The 18,527-nt window shown below is 71.9% G+C and carries 16 protein-coding genes and 1 riboswitch; of the genes, 7 read left to right on the top strand and 9 right to left on the bottom strand.

What is annotated here, in order from left to right; translation table 11 throughout:
* Nucleotides 1-730: 730 nt before the first annotated feature.
* Both QSK21_RS04565 and QSK21_RS04570 read right to left on the bottom strand, forming a co-directional pair.
* Nucleotides 731-1,072 (bottom strand): sulfurtransferase TusA family protein, encoded by a 342-nt coding sequence (locus tag QSK21_RS04565; protein WP_285693927.1) that lies wholly within the window; start codon nucleotides 1,070-1,072, stop codon nucleotides 731-733.
* A gap of 52 nt (nucleotides 1,073-1,124) precedes the next feature.
* On the bottom strand, nucleotides 1,125-2,279 hold the full coding sequence (locus QSK21_RS04570) for a cysteine desulfurase family protein (RefSeq protein WP_285693928.1): 1,155 nt from the start codon (nucleotides 2,277-2,279) through the stop codon (nucleotides 1,125-1,127).
* A gap of 130 nt (nucleotides 2,280-2,409) precedes the next feature.
* On the opposite strand from QSK21_RS04570, the gene ctaC reads away from it, so the two are divergent.
* The 4 genes from ctaC to QSK21_RS04590 all read left to right on the top strand — a co-directional run bounded on the left by ctaC (nucleotide 2,410) and on the right by QSK21_RS04590 (nucleotide 6,847).
* Nucleotides 2,410-3,258, top strand: a complete 849-nt coding sequence (gene ctaC / locus QSK21_RS04575; protein ID WP_285693929.1) for an aa3-type cytochrome oxidase subunit II — start codon at nucleotides 2,410-2,412, stop codon at nucleotides 3,256-3,258.
* Nucleotides 3,255-4,922 carry an aa3-type cytochrome oxidase subunit I gene (gene ctaD / locus QSK21_RS04580; protein ID WP_285693930.1) on the top strand — a complete coding sequence of 556 codons (1,668 nt, stop codon included), beginning with the start codon at nucleotides 3,255-3,257 and terminating at the stop codon, nucleotides 4,920-4,922. The genes ctaC and ctaD overlap by 4 nt, the downstream gene beginning before the upstream one ends.
* Nucleotides 4,923-4,925: 3 nt before the next feature.
* Entirely contained in the window at nucleotides 4,926-5,336 is a 411-nt protein-coding gene (locus tag QSK21_RS04585) for a cytochrome c oxidase subunit 4 (protein WP_285693932.1), read from the top strand.
* A gap of 224 nt (nucleotides 5,337-5,560) precedes the next feature.
* Nucleotides 5,561-6,847 carry a L,D-transpeptidase gene (locus QSK21_RS04590; RefSeq protein WP_502871518.1) on the top strand — a complete coding sequence of 429 codons (1,287 nt, stop codon included), beginning with the start codon at nucleotides 5,561-5,563 and terminating at the stop codon, nucleotides 6,845-6,847.
* A 37-nt stretch (nucleotides 6,848-6,884) separates the two neighbouring features.
* Here QSK21_RS04590 and QSK21_RS04595 read toward each other — a convergent pair whose 3' ends face one another.
* The 6 genes from QSK21_RS04595 to QSK21_RS04620 all read right to left on the bottom strand — a co-directional run bounded on the left by QSK21_RS04595 (nucleotide 6,885) and on the right by QSK21_RS04620 (nucleotide 14,158).
* Entirely contained in the window at nucleotides 6,885-8,333 is a 1,449-nt protein-coding gene (locus tag QSK21_RS04595; RefSeq protein WP_285693935.1) for a M48 family metallopeptidase, read from the bottom strand.
* The gene (locus tag QSK21_RS04600) at nucleotides 8,330-9,616 is read right to left on the bottom strand and encodes a hypothetical protein (protein WP_285693937.1); all 1,287 of its coding nucleotides are present in this window, start codon (nucleotides 9,614-9,616) and stop codon (nucleotides 8,330-8,332) included. The genes QSK21_RS04595 and QSK21_RS04600 overlap by 4 nt, the downstream gene beginning before the upstream one ends.
* 51 nt (nucleotides 9,617-9,667) lie before the next feature.
* Nucleotides 9,668-10,600, bottom strand: coding sequence for a C40 family peptidase (locus QSK21_RS04605; RefSeq protein ID WP_285693938.1), 933 nt, complete (start codon nucleotides 10,598-10,600; stop codon nucleotides 9,668-9,670).
* Between the two features lie 9 nt (nucleotides 10,601-10,609).
* Nucleotides 10,610-10,762: riboswitch (cyclic di-AMP (ydaO/yuaA leader) on the bottom strand.
* Nucleotides 10,763-11,412: 650 nt separating this feature from the next.
* Entirely contained in the window at nucleotides 11,413-12,441 is a 1,029-nt protein-coding gene (locus QSK21_RS04610) for a C40 family peptidase (protein WP_285693939.1), read from the bottom strand.
* A gap of 128 nt (nucleotides 12,442-12,569) precedes the next feature.
* Entirely contained in the window at nucleotides 12,570-12,806 is a 237-nt protein-coding gene (locus tag QSK21_RS04615; RefSeq protein WP_285693940.1) for a hypothetical protein, read from the bottom strand.
* Nucleotides 12,807-12,892: 86 nt separating this feature from the next.
* Nucleotides 12,893-14,158, bottom strand: coding sequence for an NYN domain-containing protein (locus QSK21_RS04620; protein WP_285693941.1), 1,266 nt, complete (start codon nucleotides 14,156-14,158; stop codon nucleotides 12,893-12,895).
* A gap of 404 nt (nucleotides 14,159-14,562) precedes the next feature.
* On the opposite strand from QSK21_RS04620, the gene QSK21_RS04625 reads away from it, so the two are divergent.
* The 3 genes from QSK21_RS04625 to QSK21_RS04635 are packed head-to-tail and all read left to right on the top strand — an operon-like array spanning nucleotide 14,563 to nucleotide 17,481.
* Complete coding sequence (locus tag QSK21_RS04625; RefSeq protein WP_285693942.1) at nucleotides 14,563-16,341, top strand: DEDD exonuclease domain-containing protein; 1,779 nt, start codon at nucleotides 14,563-14,565, stop codon at nucleotides 16,339-16,341.
* A 49-nt stretch (nucleotides 16,342-16,390) separates the two neighbouring features.
* On the top strand, nucleotides 16,391-17,140 hold the full coding sequence (locus QSK21_RS04630) for a rhomboid family intramembrane serine protease (RefSeq protein WP_285693943.1): 750 nt from the start codon (nucleotides 16,391-16,393) through the stop codon (nucleotides 17,138-17,140).
* 53 nt (nucleotides 17,141-17,193) lie between these two features.
* Nucleotides 17,194-17,481, top strand: coding sequence for an Lrp/AsnC family transcriptional regulator (locus tag QSK21_RS04635; RefSeq protein WP_285693944.1), 288 nt, complete (start codon nucleotides 17,194-17,196; stop codon nucleotides 17,479-17,481).
* On the opposite strand, the gene trpD is transcribed toward QSK21_RS04635, so the two are convergent.
* Nucleotides 17,478-18,518, bottom strand: coding sequence for an anthranilate phosphoribosyltransferase (gene trpD, locus QSK21_RS04640; protein ID WP_285693946.1), 1,041 nt, complete (start codon nucleotides 18,516-18,518; stop codon nucleotides 17,478-17,480). The two genes, QSK21_RS04635 and trpD, sit on opposite strands and share 4 nt — an antisense overlap.
* Nucleotides 18,519-18,527 lie beyond the last annotated feature (9 nt).

The following is an 18,527-nucleotide window of genomic DNA, read 5'->3' on the forward strand; positions in this document are numbered from 1 at the left end:
CGCTCCGACTCGCCTAGAGGCTCGCTCCGCGATCAGATTCTTGCTTCGCTCGAATCTGCCTTCGGACGCGATCGCAACGCCTGGGCGCCCTTCGGGGCTGAGGTGATGGGCTGAGGTGGTTGCGAGAGGTGTTTGAGGCAGACGCAAGCTGCGCTCGTTTATCGGCGGTGCCTGCGGCGTCGGGCGCTGGGCGCCCTGGTTCTTATGGCAGGCGCGAGCTGCGCTCCTCGCCTGGCGGCTCCTCGCTTGTCGCGCCTGCGGCGATCGCTGCATCGCTCCGACTCGTGTTTATTGCAGGCGCGAGCTGCGCTCGTCGCTGGCGCTCGTCGCTTGTCGCGCCTGCGGCGATCGCTGCTTCGCTTCGACGCGCCTTGACGGCTCGCTGCGCAAACAGGTTCCTCGCGGGCTCGGGACCTGCCTTTGGTAGCGGTCGCGGCGCTTGGGCGTCGTTCGTGGTTGGCGGTTGGGGCAACAAACGGGCCGTCAAGGCGAGGAGCGCAGCTTGCGTCTGCCTGAAACACCTCTCGCAACCACCTCAGCCCGTCACACCAGCCCCGAACGGTCGCCCCAGCGTTGCGATCGCGACCGAAGGCAGATTCGAGCGAAGCAAGAATCTGATCGCGGAGCGAGCCCCTGGGCGAGTCGGAGCGATGCAGCGATCGCACGCGGTGCCGGAGAAGGAGGGCGCCCAGCGCCCGACGCCGCAGGCACCGCCAATAAACACCGCTGATCAATAGGTTCTTCTGATGTGGAAGGCCCAGCCTTTGGGTGGGGCGTCGGCGGGGGCCTGGGGGTGGTGGAGGGTTTCCTCGCGGACGAAGTCCTGGGATTTCATGCGGCACCAGGCGGGGACGTCGGTGCGGGCGGCGACGTCGTCGGCGAGGACGGCGACGACCTGGCCGACGGGGATTTCGCGGATGCGTTCGGCGAGCAGGATGATCGGGATGGGGCATTTGCGGCCGAGCGCGTCGATGACCAGCGCTGGGGCGGGGCCTGCGGGCTCGGGGGCGGGGTGGGGCGCGTGCGCGGTGTCGCGGCGCGACCTGGCCTTCGCGCGGCCTCGGAACCTCATGGGCGCGACCGCCTCCCTTGTGTCGTGGCTGCCCTGACGCGGATCGTTCTCTTCATTGTGCGCTCACTCCGGCGTCTCGGCGAAGCCGGTGGACGGTTTGGGGGAGCGCGGCGAGGAAGCGGTCGATGTCGGCGGGGTCGGTGCCTCGGGGGAGCGAGACCCGTACGTTGCCATGTGTGAGCACCCCCATCGCCTCAAGGACGTGACTGGGTCGCAGCGTATCCGCCGTGCAGGAGCTTCCTGAGGAAACCGCGAAACCTTGTCTGTCGAGTTCGGTCAGGAGGGCTTCGCCGGGGACGTACAGGCAGGAGAAGGTGACCAGGTGGGGGAGGCGTTGGGTGGGGTGGCCGACGACTTCGACGTCGGGTACGAGCCGGGGCACCTGGTCGCGGACGCGGTCGATGAGGGCGGACAGGCGGGGTGCTTCGGAGCGCATGTCCGCGCGGTAGGCGTCCAGGGCGGCGGCCGCGGCGACGGCGCCGGGGACGTTCTCGAATCCGGGGACGCGGCGGCGTTCGCGTTCGTCCGCGGGGAGGGGGGAGCGCCAGCGGGTGTTCTTTCTGATCACCAGGATGCCGATGCCGGGCGGGCCGCCCCATTTGTGGGCGCTGGCGGTCAGGATCGACCAGCCGGTGGGGACGTCGGCGCGTCCGGCGGACTGTGCCGCGTCCACCAGCAGGGGGACGCCCGCGGCCCGGCATGCCTCGGCGGCCTCGGCGACCGGCTGGAGGGTGCCGACCTCGTGGTTGGCCGACTGGAGGCAGGCCAGCGCGGTATCGGGGCGGAGGGCGGCGGCGAAGGCGGCCGGGTCGACGCGGCCGTGCCCGTCGACGCCGACGGTGGTGACCTCGCCGCCTTCCGCCTCGTGGGTCTCCGCGGCGTGCAGGACGCTGGAGTGCTCGACCGCGCTCACCACCAGGTGGCGGCCCGCGCGCCGCCGGGCCTTCAGGGCGCCCAGCATCCCCAGGTGCACCGCCTGGGTGCCGGACGCGGTGAACGACACCTCGTCGGCCCGTACGCCGAGGACCCCGGCGATGCGCTCGCGGGCGCCGTCCAGCAGGACGCGGGCCTGGCGCGCGCGGCCGTACAGACGTGCCGGGTCGGCCCAGCCGCCGTCCAGCGCGTCCAGCAGCGCCTGGCGCGCGGCGGGGTGCGCGGGCTCGGTGGACGCGGCGTCGAAATAGCCGCTCGGGACGGGGTGGGCCACGCCGGAAACCCTAACCGGCCACCCGATCGGGGGTTTGCGGGACCCTCACGCTAATGTGTCCCCCACACACGTGTAACAACTGATCTCACCGCCCGGCCGACCGGGCTTCTATCCGTGGGGAAGGCATTCCGTGAGTCCGACCCGCTCTAGGGAGCGGCGCACGCCTGTGCGCGGCCGCCGCGCATCGACGCGCGCACTGACGGGCGCCGGCGCGCTGGGCCTGCTGGCGCTGACCGCGACCGCGTGCAGCAGCGACAGCGAGGCGGCCCGCCTTGGCATGCCCGAGCCGATCAGCGACCAGGCCGAGCGCATGCTGACGCTGTGGCAGGGGTCCTGGATCGCGGCGTTCGCCGTGGGCGGCGTCGTCTGGGGGCTGATCATCTGGGCGGTGCTGTTCCACCGCAGGCGCTCCGACGACCTGCCGCCGCAGGTGCGCTACAACATGCCGATCGAGATCCTCTACACGGCGGTCCCGTTCGTGATCATCGGCGTGCTGTTCTACTTCACGGCCCGGGACGAGACCTACGTCGAGAAGACCACCGCCAACCCGGCGGTCACCGTCGACGTGACCGGGTTCCAGTGGAGCTGGCAGTTCGACTACCGCGAGAAGGACGCCTCGGGGCGGGAGCGGACGGTCGCCTCCGAGGTCGGCACCCCGGTCGACCCGAACGCCACCACGGGCGCCAAGCCGGTGCTGACCATCCCTGTGGACCGCACGGTGCGGATCAGGTTGCACGCCAACGACGTCATCCACTCGTTCTGGGTGCCGGCGCTCCTGTACAAGAAGGACGTCATGCCCGGCTACATCAACGAGTTCGAGTTCACCGCGCGCAAGACCGGCACCTATGAGGGCCGGTGCGCGGAGCTGTGCGGCGTGGACCACAGCCGCATGCTGTTCCAGCTGAAGGTCGTGCCGCAGGCCGAGTACGACCGGTACATCGCCGCGGCCAAGGCCCGCGCGACGGGGGGTGCCCAGTGACGACCGTGAGCGAGGCGCCCGGCGTGGCCCCTGTGGGCGGCGCTCGGACGAGCAAGGGGCGCATCCTGGCGTCCTGGCTGTCGTCCACCGACCACAAGGTGATCGGCTACCTGTACCTGATCACCTCGTTCGTGATGTTCCTGTTCGGCGGCGTGCTGGCGCTGGTCATGCGGATGGAGCTGTTCAAGCCCGGCCTGCAGGTGGTCAGCAACGAGCAGTTCAACCAGCTGTTCACCATGCACGGCACGATCATGCTGCTGATGTTCGCGACCCCGCTGTTCGCCGGGTTCGCCAACGTGGTGATGCCGCTACAGATCGGGGCGCCGGACGTGGCGTTCCCGCGGATGAACATGCTGGCGTACTGGCTGTTCCTGTTCGGCAGCCTGATCGTGATCGCCGGTTTCCTGACGCCGGGCGGCGCGGCCAGCTTCGGCTGGTTCGCCTACGCCCCGCTGTCGGACGCGGTGCGCTCGCCGGGCATCGGCGGCGACATGTGGGTGATGGGCCTGGCCATGTCGGGCTTCGGCACGATCATGGGCGCGGTCAACTTCATCACCACGATCCTGTGCATGCGGGCGCCGGGCATGACCATGTTCCGGATGCCGATCTTCACCTGGAACACGCTGCTGACCTCGATCCTGATACTGCTGGCGTTCCCGGTCCTGGCCGCGGCGCTGCTGGCGCTGGAGGCCGACCGCAAGCTCGGGGCGCACGTGTTCGACGCCTCGCACGGCGGGGCGCTGCTGTGGCAGCACCTGTTCTGGTTCTTCGGGCACCCGGAGGTCTACATCATCGCGTTGCCGTTCTTCGGCATCGTGACGGAGATCCTGCCCGTGTTCAGCCGCAAGCCGGTGTTCGGCTACGTCAGCCTGGTGTTCGCGACGATCTCGATCGCGGGCCTGTCGGTCACGGTGTGGGCGCACCACATGTTCGTGACGGGCCAGGTGCTGCTGCCGTTCTTCTCGTTCATGACGTTCCTGATCGCGGTGCCCACAGGGGTGAAGTTCTTCAACTGGGTCGGCACGATGTGGCGGGGACAACTGTCGTTCGAGTCGCCCATGCTGTGGGCGATCGGGTTCCTGGTGACGTTCCTGTTCGGCGGGCTGACCGGCGTGATCCTGGCGTCGCCGCCGATGGACTTCCAGCTCTCGGACTCCTACTTCGTGGTGGCGCACTTCCACTACGTGGTGTTCGGCACCGTGGTGTTCGCGATGTTCGCCGGCTTCTACTTCTGGTGGCCGAAGTGGACCGGCAAGATGCTCAACGACAGGCTCGGCAAGGTGCATTTCTGGATGCTGTTCATCGGCTTCCACGGCACGTTCCTGGTCCAGCACTGGCTGGGCGCCGCGGGCATGCCGCGCCGGTACGCCGACTACGCCGCGGAGTTCACCGGCATGAACCAGGTGTCGACGGTGTTCGCGATGCTGCTGGGCCTGTCGATGATCCCGTTCTTCTACAACGTCTACATCACCGCGAAGCGGGGCAAGCGGGTCGAGGTGGACGACCCGTGGGGGTACGGCGGGTCGCTGGAATGGGCGACGTCGTGCCCGCCGCCGCGGCACAACTTCAACGCGATCCCGCGGATCCGCTCCGAGCGGCCGGCCTTCGACCTGCACCACCCGCACATCGGGGCCAAGGGCGAGCTCACCGGGACGAAGGGGTAGGAGATGCGCGTACAGGCGTTCATGTTCTACGGGTGCGCGGTCTTCTTCCTCGCCACCGATGTCGTCTACTGGCTGTGGTCGGGTGACTGGACGGGCACCACGGCGCTGGCGCTGGCGGTCGGCCTGGCCGGCCTGATCGGGTTCTACATCCACTTCACGGTGCGGCGGCTGGAGAAGGGCAACGGCGGCCCGCTGTACGAGGACGATCCCGAGGGCGAGATCGCGGACGCGGCGGGCGAGCTGGGCTTCTTCAGCCCGCACAGCTGGTGGCCGCTGTTCGTGGCGCTGTCGGCCGCCACGGTTTCGCTGGGCATCGTGTTCGGCTGGTGGATAGTGATCGTCGGCGTGGCCGCGTCCATCATGAGCACGATCGGGATGGTCTTCGAGTACTACCGGGGTCATTTCTCGCACTGAGCCCGTCACCCCAGAACCCCGTACGGCGCCGGACAGTCCGTCCGGCGCCGTACCGCTGTGTGGGACCGAACCGTCGTACAGGCTGAACCGTCGTACAAGGCCCAACCGTCGCACTGGCCCCAACCGTCCTGAACCGGACGGTCCTGATCATTCGGTCGGGACCCAGTAAAGGTACGTCAAGCGGCCGGTGCCCCCTGATTTTCCCGGGTACCGGCCCATTCATGATGACCGCGTTGAATGTTCGCACTACGGTGCTCTTCGGACTGGTGACGGTGACGGCCGGAGCGGGCGCGGTGGGGTGCTCGCTGGGTTCCGACACGGATCTGCCGTCCGGGGCCGGGGCGGTGTCGCTCGCCGTGAGCCCGGTCGCGGCGGCGGCCTCGACGGGGGCGGGGACGGCGCGTCCGCGTCCCGACGCCCCGGTGTCCGTCCAGGCGCGTCAGGGCACGATCGAGAACGTCACGGTGACCACCGAGGGCGAGCCGGTGGAGGGCGCGCTGAACGCCGAGCGGACGCAGTGGCGGTCCCGCTGGACGCTGGAGCCCGGCACCAGGTACACGATCACCGCCACCGCGGTCGGGGACGACGGCAGGACCCGCACGGTCAGCAGCCGGTTCGTCACCGCCGAGGCGAAGAAGACGCTGGGCGTGGTGTACGAGGCGCCCAAGCCCAAGGAGACCGTCGGCGTCGGCATGCCGATCGTGATGCGGTTCCAGCGCGAGGTCACCAACCGGGTGGGGGTGGAGCGGGCGCTGGAGGTGCGGTCCAGCAAGCCGGTCGAGGGCGCCTGGCACTGGTTCGACAACAAGACCCTGGTGTTCCGCACCAAGACGTACTGGCCGCGGCACACCGACGTCACGTTCAAGGCGCGGCTGGCGGGTGTCGCCGGTGCCGGCGACACCTACGGGGGCAAGAACACCACCGTCCGCTTCCGTATCGGAGAGGAGCAGATCAGCACGGCGAGCGAGAACAAGCACAAGATGATCGTCCGCAGGAACGGCAAAATCGTGCGGAAGATGCCGATCAGCATGGGCCGCGGCGGCGTCAGGAAGTACACCACGACCAACGGGATCCATCTGACGATGGACAAGGGCAACCCGGTCACGATGACCTCCGGCTGGGAGGGGATCGGGCCCGGTTCCCCCGGCTACTACAGCCTGTCGGTCCACCACGCGGTCCGCATCTCCAACAGCGGCGAGTACGTTCACTCGGCGCCGTGGTCGGTGGGGGCGCAGGGCAGCAGCAACGTCAGCCACGGCTGCGTGAACGCCAGCCCCTCCGACGCGAGGTGGTTCTACCACTTCGCACAGCGGGGCGACCCGTACATCGTGACGGGCAGCGACCGGGAGCTGGAGCCGGACAACGGCTGGGGCTACTGGCAGATGAAGTGGGGGGAGTGGGTGAAGGGCAGCGCCCTGAAGCACTCCCTGAAGGTCGGGCCGAACGGCAGCGTGCCCGTGGCGCACCGTTCCACGGAGGCGATGGCGGGGTCGCCCGAACGGCGCCCCTGACCTGCCGGCCGCCGGCTCCGCACCTCCGGGTGCGGGGCTAGCGTCGTTGTGGGGGAGGTTCGGGTACGTGGTGCTGCCGCGCCCAGTCACGGGCCATGGCGATGCGTTCGGGCGCGGACGGGTGGCTCGTCCACATAAAGCGTTCGATCGCGTCGGGGGACAGGTCGGAGATGTTCCGCACCGACAGCTCGTGCTGCATCGACGCGAACGTGGCGGGGTCGCGGGTGAGGTCCAGGGAGTGGGCGTCCGCCCTGGCCTCGATGTGGCGGCTGACCAGGTTCTGGACGGGCATGCCGACCTGTGTCGCGACCGCCACGGCCGCGAGCAGCAGCGCGATCGACCGTGGATCGGCGGCGGGGTTCCCCTCCGGCGGCTCGCCTCCGCCGTGCCCCTCGTCTCCGCCCTGCCCGTCGTCTCCGTCCGGGACGACGCCGGAGCGCCGCAGCAGGCGCGGCGAGCTCAGCAGCAGGTGCAGGAGGCAGACGGCCGCCGAGACGCCCAGCGCGCCGATCAGCGTCCCGTGCAGCACGTCGTCGTTCTTGGCGTGGCCGAGCTCGTGCGCCACGATCGCCTCGACGCGCGCGGGCGGCGTGTTCCTCAGCAGCGTGTCGTAGATGACGATGCGCCGGGTCGAGCCGAATCCCGACACGTAGGCGTTGAGGGAGGTGGTGCGCCGGGACGCGTCGGCGACCAGCACGTCCTTGACCGGGACGCCGTCCCGCCGGGCCATCGCCAGCAGGTCGGCGCGCAGCCGCCCTTGCGGCAGCGGGCGGAAGTCGTTGAACGCGGGCTCGAACACGACCGGGTAGAGGAACGACGCGGCCACGACGAGGGCGAAGGCCCCGGCCGCCGCGCCCGTCCACCAGTACCGGGGGAACCGCCCTAGCGCCCAGTACAGCAGGAGCAGCGCGATCGAGTAGATGAGCCAGGTGAAGCCCAGCGACTTGACGTCGTCGAACAGCCACGCGGGCCAGGACTGGGTGGACAGCCCGTACCGGCGCAGCACCGCCTCGCCCCAGACGCCGAACGGGAGGCTCGCCAGGTGCAGCACGGTGGTGAGGACGACGACCGCGACCACGACCCGGAGGGGACGGCGCCGCAGCCGCGCGGTGCAGCGGGCGATGAGGCCGGACCCCAGCCGGGTCAGCCCCAGCACGAGCACGACGCCCAGGCCCACGGCCAGGCCGGTGTAGGCGCGGGGCGCGAGCGCGGCGTCGAACGCGCGGGACCGGGCGATCTCCGCGGGGCCGAAGTCGCGGGCCGGATCCACCGGGACCGCGCCGCCCGGCACGGTGCCGGGCAGCGGGTGCCACGGCGTCGTCACCGCGATCACGGCGATCACGGCGGCGAACAGCACCGCCGAGGCGAGCGCGGCGGCCCGCCGGGACCGCCGGTCCGGCCCGGGGCGGACGGTGCCGGGCGGGGGCTCGGATCCCGTTCCCTCGCCGGCGTCGACCCCGGTGCCGGCCTTGCCGCGTCCCGTCATCGCAGTTCCCTCCGCAGGTAGTCGCGCCAGGCGGCGGTGAAGCGCGGGAGGTCCAGGCCCAGCGTCTCCCTCAGCGCGGCCGATTCCGTGCTCCGTCCCGCCGCACGGTAGAGCCGGACCAGCGCCGCCTCACCGTACCGCTCGGCGATCATCCGGCAGGCCAGCCAGGACTCCTGGTACGCCTGTGAGAGCCGGGGCGAGCCGCCGTCGAACGCGGCGCGTCCCGGCAGCGCCTCCGGGAGCCGTCCCGCGGCCACCTCGCGCCGCAGCTCGGCGGCCGCCGACCGCACGCTCACGTCCCGGCCCCGGTACCCGGCGTAGTCGGCGAACCCCTCGATCAGCCAGATCGGGGTGCGGCCGTCGCGGGCACCGCCGGTGGCCACATGGGTCAGCTCGTGGGTGAGGACGACGTCGCGTCCCAGCGCGTTGAGGCGCCCGAAGGCGGCGGGCGCGATGACGATCCGGTCGGCGCCCCGCCCGCCCGCGGTGGGGGCGACGGTGGCCAGCGCGGCGATCTCGTGCAGGTCGGGACGGCCGCCCGCCAGCGAGGCGGCCCGGGCGGGGTCCGCCGGGACGAGCGCGACGACCCGCCGCGCCCAGCCGGAGGGGGCGAGCCGGCCGGAGACCGCGGTGACGGCGGGCACGGCCGCGTCCAGGCGGCGGGCGATCTCCCGCAGGCCCGGGGCGTCGCCGATGACCAGGGCGGAGCGGCCGCGGACGACGGTCAGCGGGCCGCCGTCCCAGATCTCGGCGTCGTCGGTGCGACCGCGCGCCGTCCCGTCCCCGACGACCGCCCAGCCGCCGGGGCGCGGCGCGAACGCCAGGTACCGGGTACGGGCGACGGGCTCGGCGTCATGGCCGCGGAGGGCGTAGGTCAGCCGGATCCTGACGAGGGCGGCGCCGCCTCCGGCGGACTCCAGGGACGTGAAGTCCTCCCGCCAGTCCCGCAGCGGCAGCCTGAGCAGGTTGTCGAACATCACCGCCTGCGCCTGCCGGTAGGGCGCGGGCGCCGAGGCGAGGGTCGCCATGAAGGCGATGCGGTCGCGCTCGCGTACCGCGCGGGCACGGTTGGCCAGGACGGCGCCTATCGCGTTCCGGTCGGGCGGCGCCACGGCTTCCCGGGCCGCGCCGGAGGCGCCGGACGGGCCGTCGCCGGGACGGGCACCGGCCAGGCCCAGGCCGCCGAGCACGCAGACGGTGAGTCCCGCGGCGACGGCGATCGACGCCGTGCGCCGCGGGACCCGCGCCCGTCCGCGGGCCGAGCCCGTATCTCCCGCGCCCATGCGCGTGATCCTATGTGCGCGGTGCGGCCCGGTTCGCCGTCCTCCGGTCCGTCACCCCTTGGCGTAGTCGGGGTAGCCGTAGCCGACGACGGTGCTGGTGGACCGCTGCCGTACGCGGACCGCGTTGCTGGTGTTGCCCTCGACGGTCTCGATCGTGCCGTGCCCCTTGTCCTTGATCACCATTCCGACATGCTGGATGGCGTAGAGGTTCTTGGAGCCGCTCCAGGCGAAGAAGACGATGGCGCCCGGCCTCGGCTTGGTGCCCCAGCGATTCCGCTTCTTGAACCACTTGGCGTGCTCGATCGTCCAGGCGTCCATGCCGATCTGGTCGCTGAGGCCGAGCTTGTCGCCTACCCAGGAGATGAACATGCTGCACCAGGCGGCGTTGGCGTAGACCTCCGGGTCGCGCCCGCCGTCGCGCCGCGCGGTCTCCCTGGCCCGCTTGGTCTTGACGTACCACTCCTGGAACTTGGTCCTGCCCTGGGAGTCCTCCTCGATCCCGACCTGCTCTTTGGCGAGCTCGATGGCGTCGGCGGCGGTGGCCCTCTTCTTGGCGGGCGCCGGCCGGGCGGCCTTCGGCACCGGGGCCATGGCCGCGGGGGCCTGCCGCCGGACGTCCGCGTGCACCTCGGCCTCGGCCTCGGTCTCCGCCGGTATGGACTGCCCCGGCATGGACCTCACCCGCTTCGCCTTGGCCTTGCGCTTCATGATCGTGGCGCGGACCAGGGACGCGTGGCCGTTCTCGTTCTCGTCGTCCTCCCGCGACGCGTGCGGTACGCCGACCTCGGCGTCGGGGACCACCGCCGCCAGGGTGGCGGCTCGCGCGGATGCGCCGTCGGTGCCGGCCCCGGCGACTCTGGCGGTCCCGGCGGCCAGGCCGATCAGCGTGACACCGGCGAGCAGCCCGCCGGTGGTGCGCAGGGTGACGTTCAGGGGTTGGGGGGTGCGGTGCCTTCCCTTGGCACAGCGGTGCTTAGCTGCCACGTGGGCTCCTCGGCTTCCAATGACCGCCTGCCGGGTTAGCTGTCGGGTTCGGGCGTGGAAGCGTGCCCTACGGCCTGGACGTCACGTCCTGGCGGCCGATTCACCCCGTGGGACTGGATGGGTCCCCGGCTCCGCGTCGCGCGGACTCGGCGGTGGGCGTCCGGTACGTCCGGACGCCGACATCTCGGACTGGGTCGGCTCCCCGAAGGGGTCGGGGCCCGTGGGGGGTTGGGTGAGCGCTGCCGGGCACGTCAAGGCCCGTCAAGCCGCACGGCTGAAGACGGCGTGGCCGCCCCTGGCTCCACAAGGGATCAGGGGGAAGAAATGGGGACGTCCCAAGGAAGCGGGGACGGGCGGCCACGCCTGGCTCCAGGCCGCGCTGCAAGGCGCTATGGGAGTTGTCGGTTCTTCGGGATCGTGAGGGCGTCCAAGAACAGGAATCGCCCACGGCCGAGGCCCAATGGGTGGACCGCCATGAACGCCACGGAAGCGCCCATGCACACTGCCGTGATGCTCACGGTGCGGTCGGGCCGGCCTTGAGTGGAACTCGAGTGGAACTGAAGTGGACGCGGCACCTGGGGGGTGCCGAGCGGGGACGGCACCTGGGGGGTGCCGCGGAGGCGCGGTGCGTGAGAAGCGCCGCTACCTGGGGCGACGCCTGGCGGGCGCCGCGAATGGGACACAAGATAGCAAAGGTCGGCGAGATGGCAAATAGTCCGCAAAAAGCCGCCGGACCAGGAACAACCCGATCCGGCGGCCTCGGCTCGACTCGATCTTGACTACCCGGCCCTGACCGCGGCGGCCCCGCCGGGTCAGGGCCGGCCCGCGCCTGCGTAGTTCGCCGCGTAGTAGCCGGAGTTGATGTTGACGATCGACACCGTCTTGCCGGTGCTCGGCGCGTGGATCATCTGGCCGTTGCCGATGTAGAGCCCCACATGCGAGAGACCGCTGAAGAACACCAGGTCACCGGGCTGCAGGTCGCTCTTGGCCACCCGCTTGGTGGCGGCGTACTGCGAGTTGGTGGTACGGGTGATGTTGACCCCCGCCGCCGCCCACGCCTTCATCGTCAGGCCGGAGCAGTCGTAGGAGTCCGGCCCCTCGGCGCCGTACTGGTACGGCTTGCCCTTCTGGGCGAAGGCGAAGTTCAGCGCGACCCGCGCAGGCCCGCTGGCCGGGCCGTTGTAGGTGCCGCCGACACCGCCGGCGGCGGGCGGGTCGTACTTGGCGACCAGCGCCCTCTGCTTCTTGACCTGCTTGTCGAGGACGGCCTTGCGCGCCTTCAGCTCGTCATGCTGCCTCTTGGCCTCGTCGAAGGCGGCCTTGGTCTGGGCCAGCTCGCGCTGCACCCGCTGCGCCGCGCCCAGGAACTGGGCCAGCTCGGAGCTGCGGTTGCGGGCCAGATGCGTGAAGACCGCGGCCTGGTCGAGCACCGCCTGCGGGTCGTCGGCGCCCACGAGACCGGCGACGTCACCGGTGTTGCCCCGCTTGTACGCGTCGGCGGCCATCTGGGAGACCTTCGCCTGCAGCGCGTTGTAGGTGGCGAGCTCGTCGGCGCTGGACGCCTTGGACGCCTGGTACTTCTTCTTGGCGATCTTGTACTTCTCGTTGACCTGGTTGTACTTCTCGACGAGCTGGTCGACCTGCTCGTTGAGCTTGGTCAGCTTCTTCTTCGCCTCGGCCTCGGGGTCGGCGTGCGCCGCGGTCGCGGGCACGGCGAAGGAGGCCGCCACGGCCAGGCAGACGGTTGCCGTGATCCGGCGTGGGGTGGTGCCGCGCCCCGCGATGACGTGCGGACGGTTGCGCTGCGCCTGGGAGCCCGCCTTTATGTGATCACTGGCCACGATCGCTAGTGCCCCTCTCGTCCGTGATGTCGCCGGACGACACTAGCGAGGCACCTCACCCGTCACAACTGATTCGTTGCTCTTAGGCGCCTTAAATCGACCTTATGCCACCATGGGTGAAACGAAGATCACGAAGCGCGCTCGTCACGCCCGTTCCCCCTCACGCTGCGTGGCGGGAACGGGACCATGCGCAGCGGCGGCACCAGCGCGTGCTCTGCCAGCACCCGCAGCGCGCGCCGCTCGTCCTCGTCGATGTCCAGCACGCCGGAGGCGGGGTCGGCCCCCGCGCACTCCAGCAGAGCGGGGACGACGCAGTCGCCGCAGCCCGTGCCGCGCGCCCGGCAGCCCTCGCACTCGATCACCATGATGTCCCCCTGTACCTCATCCGGTACTGGATGCGTCGTTCACGGCAGCGACGGTACGGGGAAGGTCCGACAGAACCCGGGAGCGGCTACGTACGGCCGAGACGGCGCAGGAGGAGCGTGGACGGGGCTGGGCGGGCTCCGGCGCGGCGGCAGGCGTCGGCGACCTCGCGGTCGGAGGACACGACCACGAGGGGCCGGCCGGGCGGCTCGGCCCGCACCAGCTCGCCGATCAGCTCGTCGGCGGTCTGCCCGGGGCGGCTGAACAGCACCCGCACCCCGCGCGGCACCGCCGTCGCGACCGGGGCGTCCAGCTCGGCGCCGTCGAACACACAGGTGATCTCGGCACGGGTCTGCGCGGCCAGCCCGCCCAGGCCGGACAGCAGCCGCCTGCGCTGGTCGGCCAGTGGCAGCTCCCCGTACCCGGTCTTGGTGACGTTGTAGCCGTCCACCAGCAGATGCACCTGGGGCAGCGAGAGCAGCCGGTCCAGGAGCTGCGGGTCCTGGTCGGACAGTGACCTGCCGGTCATCGCTGGATTCGCCGCCGCCCCGGGGGCGCCCGCCCCGGCCACCGCGTCCGCGGGACGCGCGATCGTGGACGGCAGCGCCAGCTCCCTGCGCATCCCCAGCGCGGCGTCCACCAGCGTGTCGAGCAGCATCCGCAGGCGGACGTCGTCGACGTTGCGGCCCTCACGGGCGGCCCTCCTGGCCGCCTCGGCGTCCGTCTCGGCCCGCGCCAGCCTGCCCCGCAGCCTGCGCAGCTCCTTTTCGGCCGCCGCGGCGCTCTCGCGGGCGGCGGCCCGTTCGCGCTCGCTCTGCGCGGCCAGCGCCTCGGCCCTCTCCTCGGCCGCTCTGGCGCGCGTCCGCGCGTCGTGCAGCTTGCGCCGCAGCTCGGTGACCTCGGCCTTGACCTCGCGCAGCTCCGAGCGCAGCCGGTCGACCTCGGCGGCGCGCCCGGCACGGGCCGCGGCGACCTCCTCGCGCAGCTCCGCGATGCGCCGCTCGGCGGCCTCGCCCTCGGACGCGCTCGCCGAGCGTTCCAGCTCGTCCCTGGCCGTCTCCACCAGCGCGGTCCACCCCTGCGGGCGCAGCAGGTAGGCCAGCACCGCGACCCGCACGGGATCGGCGGCCGGCGGCAGCCGGCCCTCCTCGACCGCCTCGGCCAGCTCCGGCTGCGCCTTCCGCAGCGGGACGGCCACGCGCTCGCGGAACCCGGCGTCCTTCTCAAGCTGCGCGGCGATGTGCTGCCCGGCGAGCTTGGCCCGCTTGCGGCGCTCGAACCGGGCGAATCGGCGCAGCGGCAGCGGCACCTCGTCGGCGGGCAGCGTGCCCATCAGCTCCGCCGCCGCCTCCACGACGCCGACCCTGACCGCCTCGGGGAGGGGGCGGGCCAGGCGTTCTTCAGCCTCCGCGCCGCTGTCGATGATCCCGCTCCTCCCAGGCCGTGCCGCCGATGTCCCCCCGAAGACCGCTCGCTCGCCGTTCCCCCGGGCCGGCGTTCCGGGACGGCACCGGCCGTCCCGCCGCGGACGCCGCTCTGCCTTCCCGTGTGACACACGCCTTAACCTGCGCGAACGCGTGATCCGCCGGGCCCCGGCCCCAGCACGCCCGCTCCACTCGCGGCCACGGGTCGCGCGGCCCCGGCGGCTCCCTCACCTGGAGGAATCCCAGCGTTCCTCCAACCCTAGCGCGAAGCGTCCGCAGGCACCGGGGGATGCCTCGCCCTGGTCTGTCGGTGGCGTCCTCTACGGTCGCGCCCATGACGGCCAGCGCTTCGGAGCCCCTGCCCGCCTACGGCGTCCAGGGGACGCTCGACGACCTGGGCACCCCGCTGGCCGAGGTCACGTTCGTGGTGGTCGACCTGGAGACCACCGGGGGCTCCCCGGCGGAGTCGGCGATCACCGAGATCGGCGCGGTCAAGGTGCGCGGCGGCGAGCACCTGGGCGACTTCGGCACGCTGGTCGATCCCGGCGCCGAGATCCCGCCGTTCATCACCGCGCTCACCGGCATCACCCAGGCGATGGTCACCGCCGCGCCGACGATCGACGCGGTGCTCCCGGCGTTCCTGGAGTTCGCCCGCGGCTGCGTGCTGGTCGCGCACAACGCGCCGTTCGACACCGGTTTCCTCAAGGCGGCGTGCGCCGAGCACGGCTACGCCTGGCCCGCGTTCCCCGTCATCGACACCGTCGACCTGGCGCGGCGCGTGCTGACCCGCGACGATGTGCCCAACTGCCGTCTGGAGACCCTCGCCCGCTTCTTCCGCTCCGGCACCCAGCCCGTCCACCGGGCGCTGGCCGACGCCAGGGCCACCGTCGACGTCCTGCACGGCCTCATCGAGCGGCTCGGCTCGTTCGGCGTCACCACCCTGGAGGAGCTGCGCGGCTTCGCCAAGGCGCCCACGCCCGAGCAGCGGCGCAAGCGCCATCTCGCCGACGCCGTCCCCAGCGCCCCCGGCGTGTACGTGTTCGAAGACGCCGGGGGCGAGGCGCTCTACATCGGCAAGAGCGGCGACCTGCGCACCCGCGTCCGCAGCTACTTCACCGGCTCGGAGACGCGGTGGCGGGTCAGGGAGATGGTCGGGCTGGCCGAACGGGTCCGCACCATCGTGTGCGCCACCGGCCTGGAGGCCGAGATCCGCGAGCTGCGGCTCATCGCCGAGCACAAGCCCCGCTACAACCGGCGCTCGAAGTTCCCCGAGCGGGTGCTGTGGCTCAAGCTGACCGTCGAGCCGTTCCCCCGGCTGTCGATCGTCCGGGAGTGCCGCGACGACGGCGCCGCCTACCTCGGGCCGCTGTCGTCGCAGCGGCAGGCCGAGGAGGCGCGCGCCGCGATGCATGAGGCGATCCCGCTGCGGCAGTGCACGCAGCGGCTCACGCCCCGGCTCATCGAACGCGGCAAGGCGCGCGCCTGCGTGCTCGGCGAGATCGGCAGGTGCGGCGCGCCCTGCGAGGGCCACGAGACGGTCCGGGACTACGAGGTGCACGTCACCGCCGCGCGCTCGGTGCTGGCCGGTGACGTGCGTCCCGTCGTGGCCGCCGCCCAGGTGCGCATCGACCGCCTCGCCGCCGCGCAGCAGTACGAGGAGGCCGCGTCGCAGCGCGACCGGCTGGCCGCCTTCATCCGGGCGGCGGCGCGCGGGCAGCGGCTCGGCGCGCTCGCCGGCTGCCGCCAGATCGTGGCCGCGCGTCCCGCCTTCGACGGCGGCTGGGAGCTGGCGGTGGTGCGGTACGGCCGGCTCGCCGCCGCCGGGACGATCCCGCCCGGGGCGCATCCGCGTCCCTACGTGGACGCCCTCATCGCCACCGCCGAGACCGTCTTCCCGTGGTCGGCGACGACCGGGGCGCCGGGCGGCGCCGCGTCCGCCGAGGAGATGGAGTGCGTCCTGCGCTGGATGGACGCGCCCGGCACCCGTCCCGTCGAGGTCGACGGCACCTGGACCTCGCCCGTCCACGGCGCCGAGCGGCTGCGCGCCTGGATCGACAACGCCTACGCCGCGCGCGAGCCCGGCGAGCCGAGAGCCGGCCGCCCACTAAGGTGACGGAAGGCATCCACGCCCACCGACCCGGCACGCAACGAGGGACGTCCCCATGGCCCTGCCGCTCTACGACAGCCAGCCCGCCCGGCGGGTCCCCTGGGTGACCTACCTGCTCGTCGCCGTCAACGTCGTGGTCTTCCTGTTCACCCCGATGGCCAACTTCCCCAGCTGGTACGGGTCGGGCAAGGAACGCGAGTGCAACGCGGCCCGGTTCGCCTTCGAGCACGGGGCCGTCCCCAAGGAGCTGACCACCGGCAGGCAGCAGCCCATGCGCGGCGAGATCGTCGAGGAGTGCGGCGTCGCCGAGTACCGCAAGACGCCCTGGGTCTCCGCGTTCACCTCGATGTTCCTGCACTCGGGTGCGCTGCACCTGCTGGGCAACCTGATCGCGCTGTTCGTGGTCGGCATGGGCGTGGAGGACCGGCTCGGCCGATTGCGCTTCCTGTTGTGCTACCTGTTCTTCGGCTTGGTGGCCGTGTACGGGTTCGCCTACGTCTCGCCCGACTCCACGGTCCCGCTCATCGGCGCGTCCGGGGCCATCGCGGGCGTCCTGGGCGCCTACCTGGTCCTCAACCCGCGCGGCAGGATCGTCAGCCTGGTCCCGCCGGTCATCGTGGTCAGGCTGCCGGTGTGGGTCGTCCTGGGGTACTGGTTCGTCCTCCAGTGGCTGTCCCTCGGCGACGAGGAGAGCAACGTGGCGTACGTGGCCCACATCGCCGGTTTCATCGCCGGTCTCGCCGTGGCGATCGTGGCCCGCCGCACCGGCCCGTCCCGCCGCGCTCTCGCGCTCAGCCGCGGATAGCCGCAGCTCCCTGTAGGGTTCTGCCCATCGTCCTAACGGGTGGGGAGGGTCCAGTGGTCACCGCGATCGTGCTGATCAAGGCGGATGTGGCGAGCATCCACGAGGTGGCCGAGAGCGTCGCGGCGCTGGACGGCGTCAGCGAGGTCTACTCGATCACCGGCGAGTACGACCTGATCGCCATGGTGCGGGTGCGCCGCCACGACGACCTCAACGACGTGATCCCCGGCCGCCTCAACAAGGTCCCGGGCATCCGCGACACCGAGACCCACATCGCCTTCCGCACCTATTCGCAGCACGACCTGGAGGCCGCGTTCTCCCTCGGCCTCCCCGCCGCGGACTAGGCGTTGCTCGCCTTGATCCACTGGTCGAGCTTGGCGGCGGCCAGCCCCTCGTCGACGGCCTCGCCCGCCTTGGCGTAGGCGGCGGCCAGCTCGCCGGTGAGGCGCTCGGGGGCCGGGACGCCGTTGTAGGCGACCATGAGCGCGGCGGCGTTCAGCAGCACCATGTCGCGGACCGGGCCGGGCTCGCCCGCGAACACGGCACGGGCCACCCGGGCGTTGAAGGCGGCGTCGGCGCCGCGCAGGTCCTCCGGGCGGGCCGGGGGGATGCCCAGGTCGGCCGGGTCGAACGTCGTTTCGGCCGAGGTGCCGTCGCGCACCACCCAGACCGTGGACGGGCCGGTGGTGGTGAGCTCGTCCAGGCCGTCGTCGCCGCGGAAGACCAGCGACGAGCAGCCCCGCCTGGCGAACACGCCCGCCACGATGCCCGCCATCCGCGGGTGGAAGACGCCCACCGCCTGAGTGGTGGCGCGCGCCGGGTTGGTCAGCGGGCCCAAAAAGTTGAACACGGTGGGGGTGCCCAGCTCGCCGCGGGCCTTGGCCGCGTACCTCAGCGCCGGGTGGTACAGCGGCGCGAAGCAGAAGGTGATGCCCGCCTCCTCGGCCACCTCGGCGGTGCGGGCGGGCGGCAGGTCGATCCTGACGCCCAGGGCCTCGATCAGGTCGGCGGCGCCGCAGGCGGACGAGGCCGCGCGGTTGCCGTGCTTGACGACCTTGACCCCGGACGCGGCCGCCACCACCGCGGCCATCGTGGAGATGTTCACGGTGTTGGCCCGGTCGCCGCCGGTGCCGACCAGGTCGCCGATCCGGCCCGGGACCTCGATCGGGGTGGCGTTGGCCATCATCCCCTCGACCAGCCCGGAGACCTCCTCGACCGTCTCGCCCTTGGCCCGCATCGCCATGGCGAAGCCCGCGATCTGCACGTCGGTGGCCTCGCCGGTCATGATCTGGTTCATCGCCCAGGCGGTCTGCGCGCTGGTCAGCGAGTGGCCGTCCAGCAGGGCGTTCAGCAGCGCCGGCCAAGTGGTACGCGCATCCATGGTTGTCTC

The organism is Actinomadura sp. NBRC 104412 (genome assembly GCF_030269515.1).
Taxonomy (GTDB): Bacteria; Actinomycetota; Actinomycetes; order Streptosporangiales; family Streptosporangiaceae; genus Spirillospora.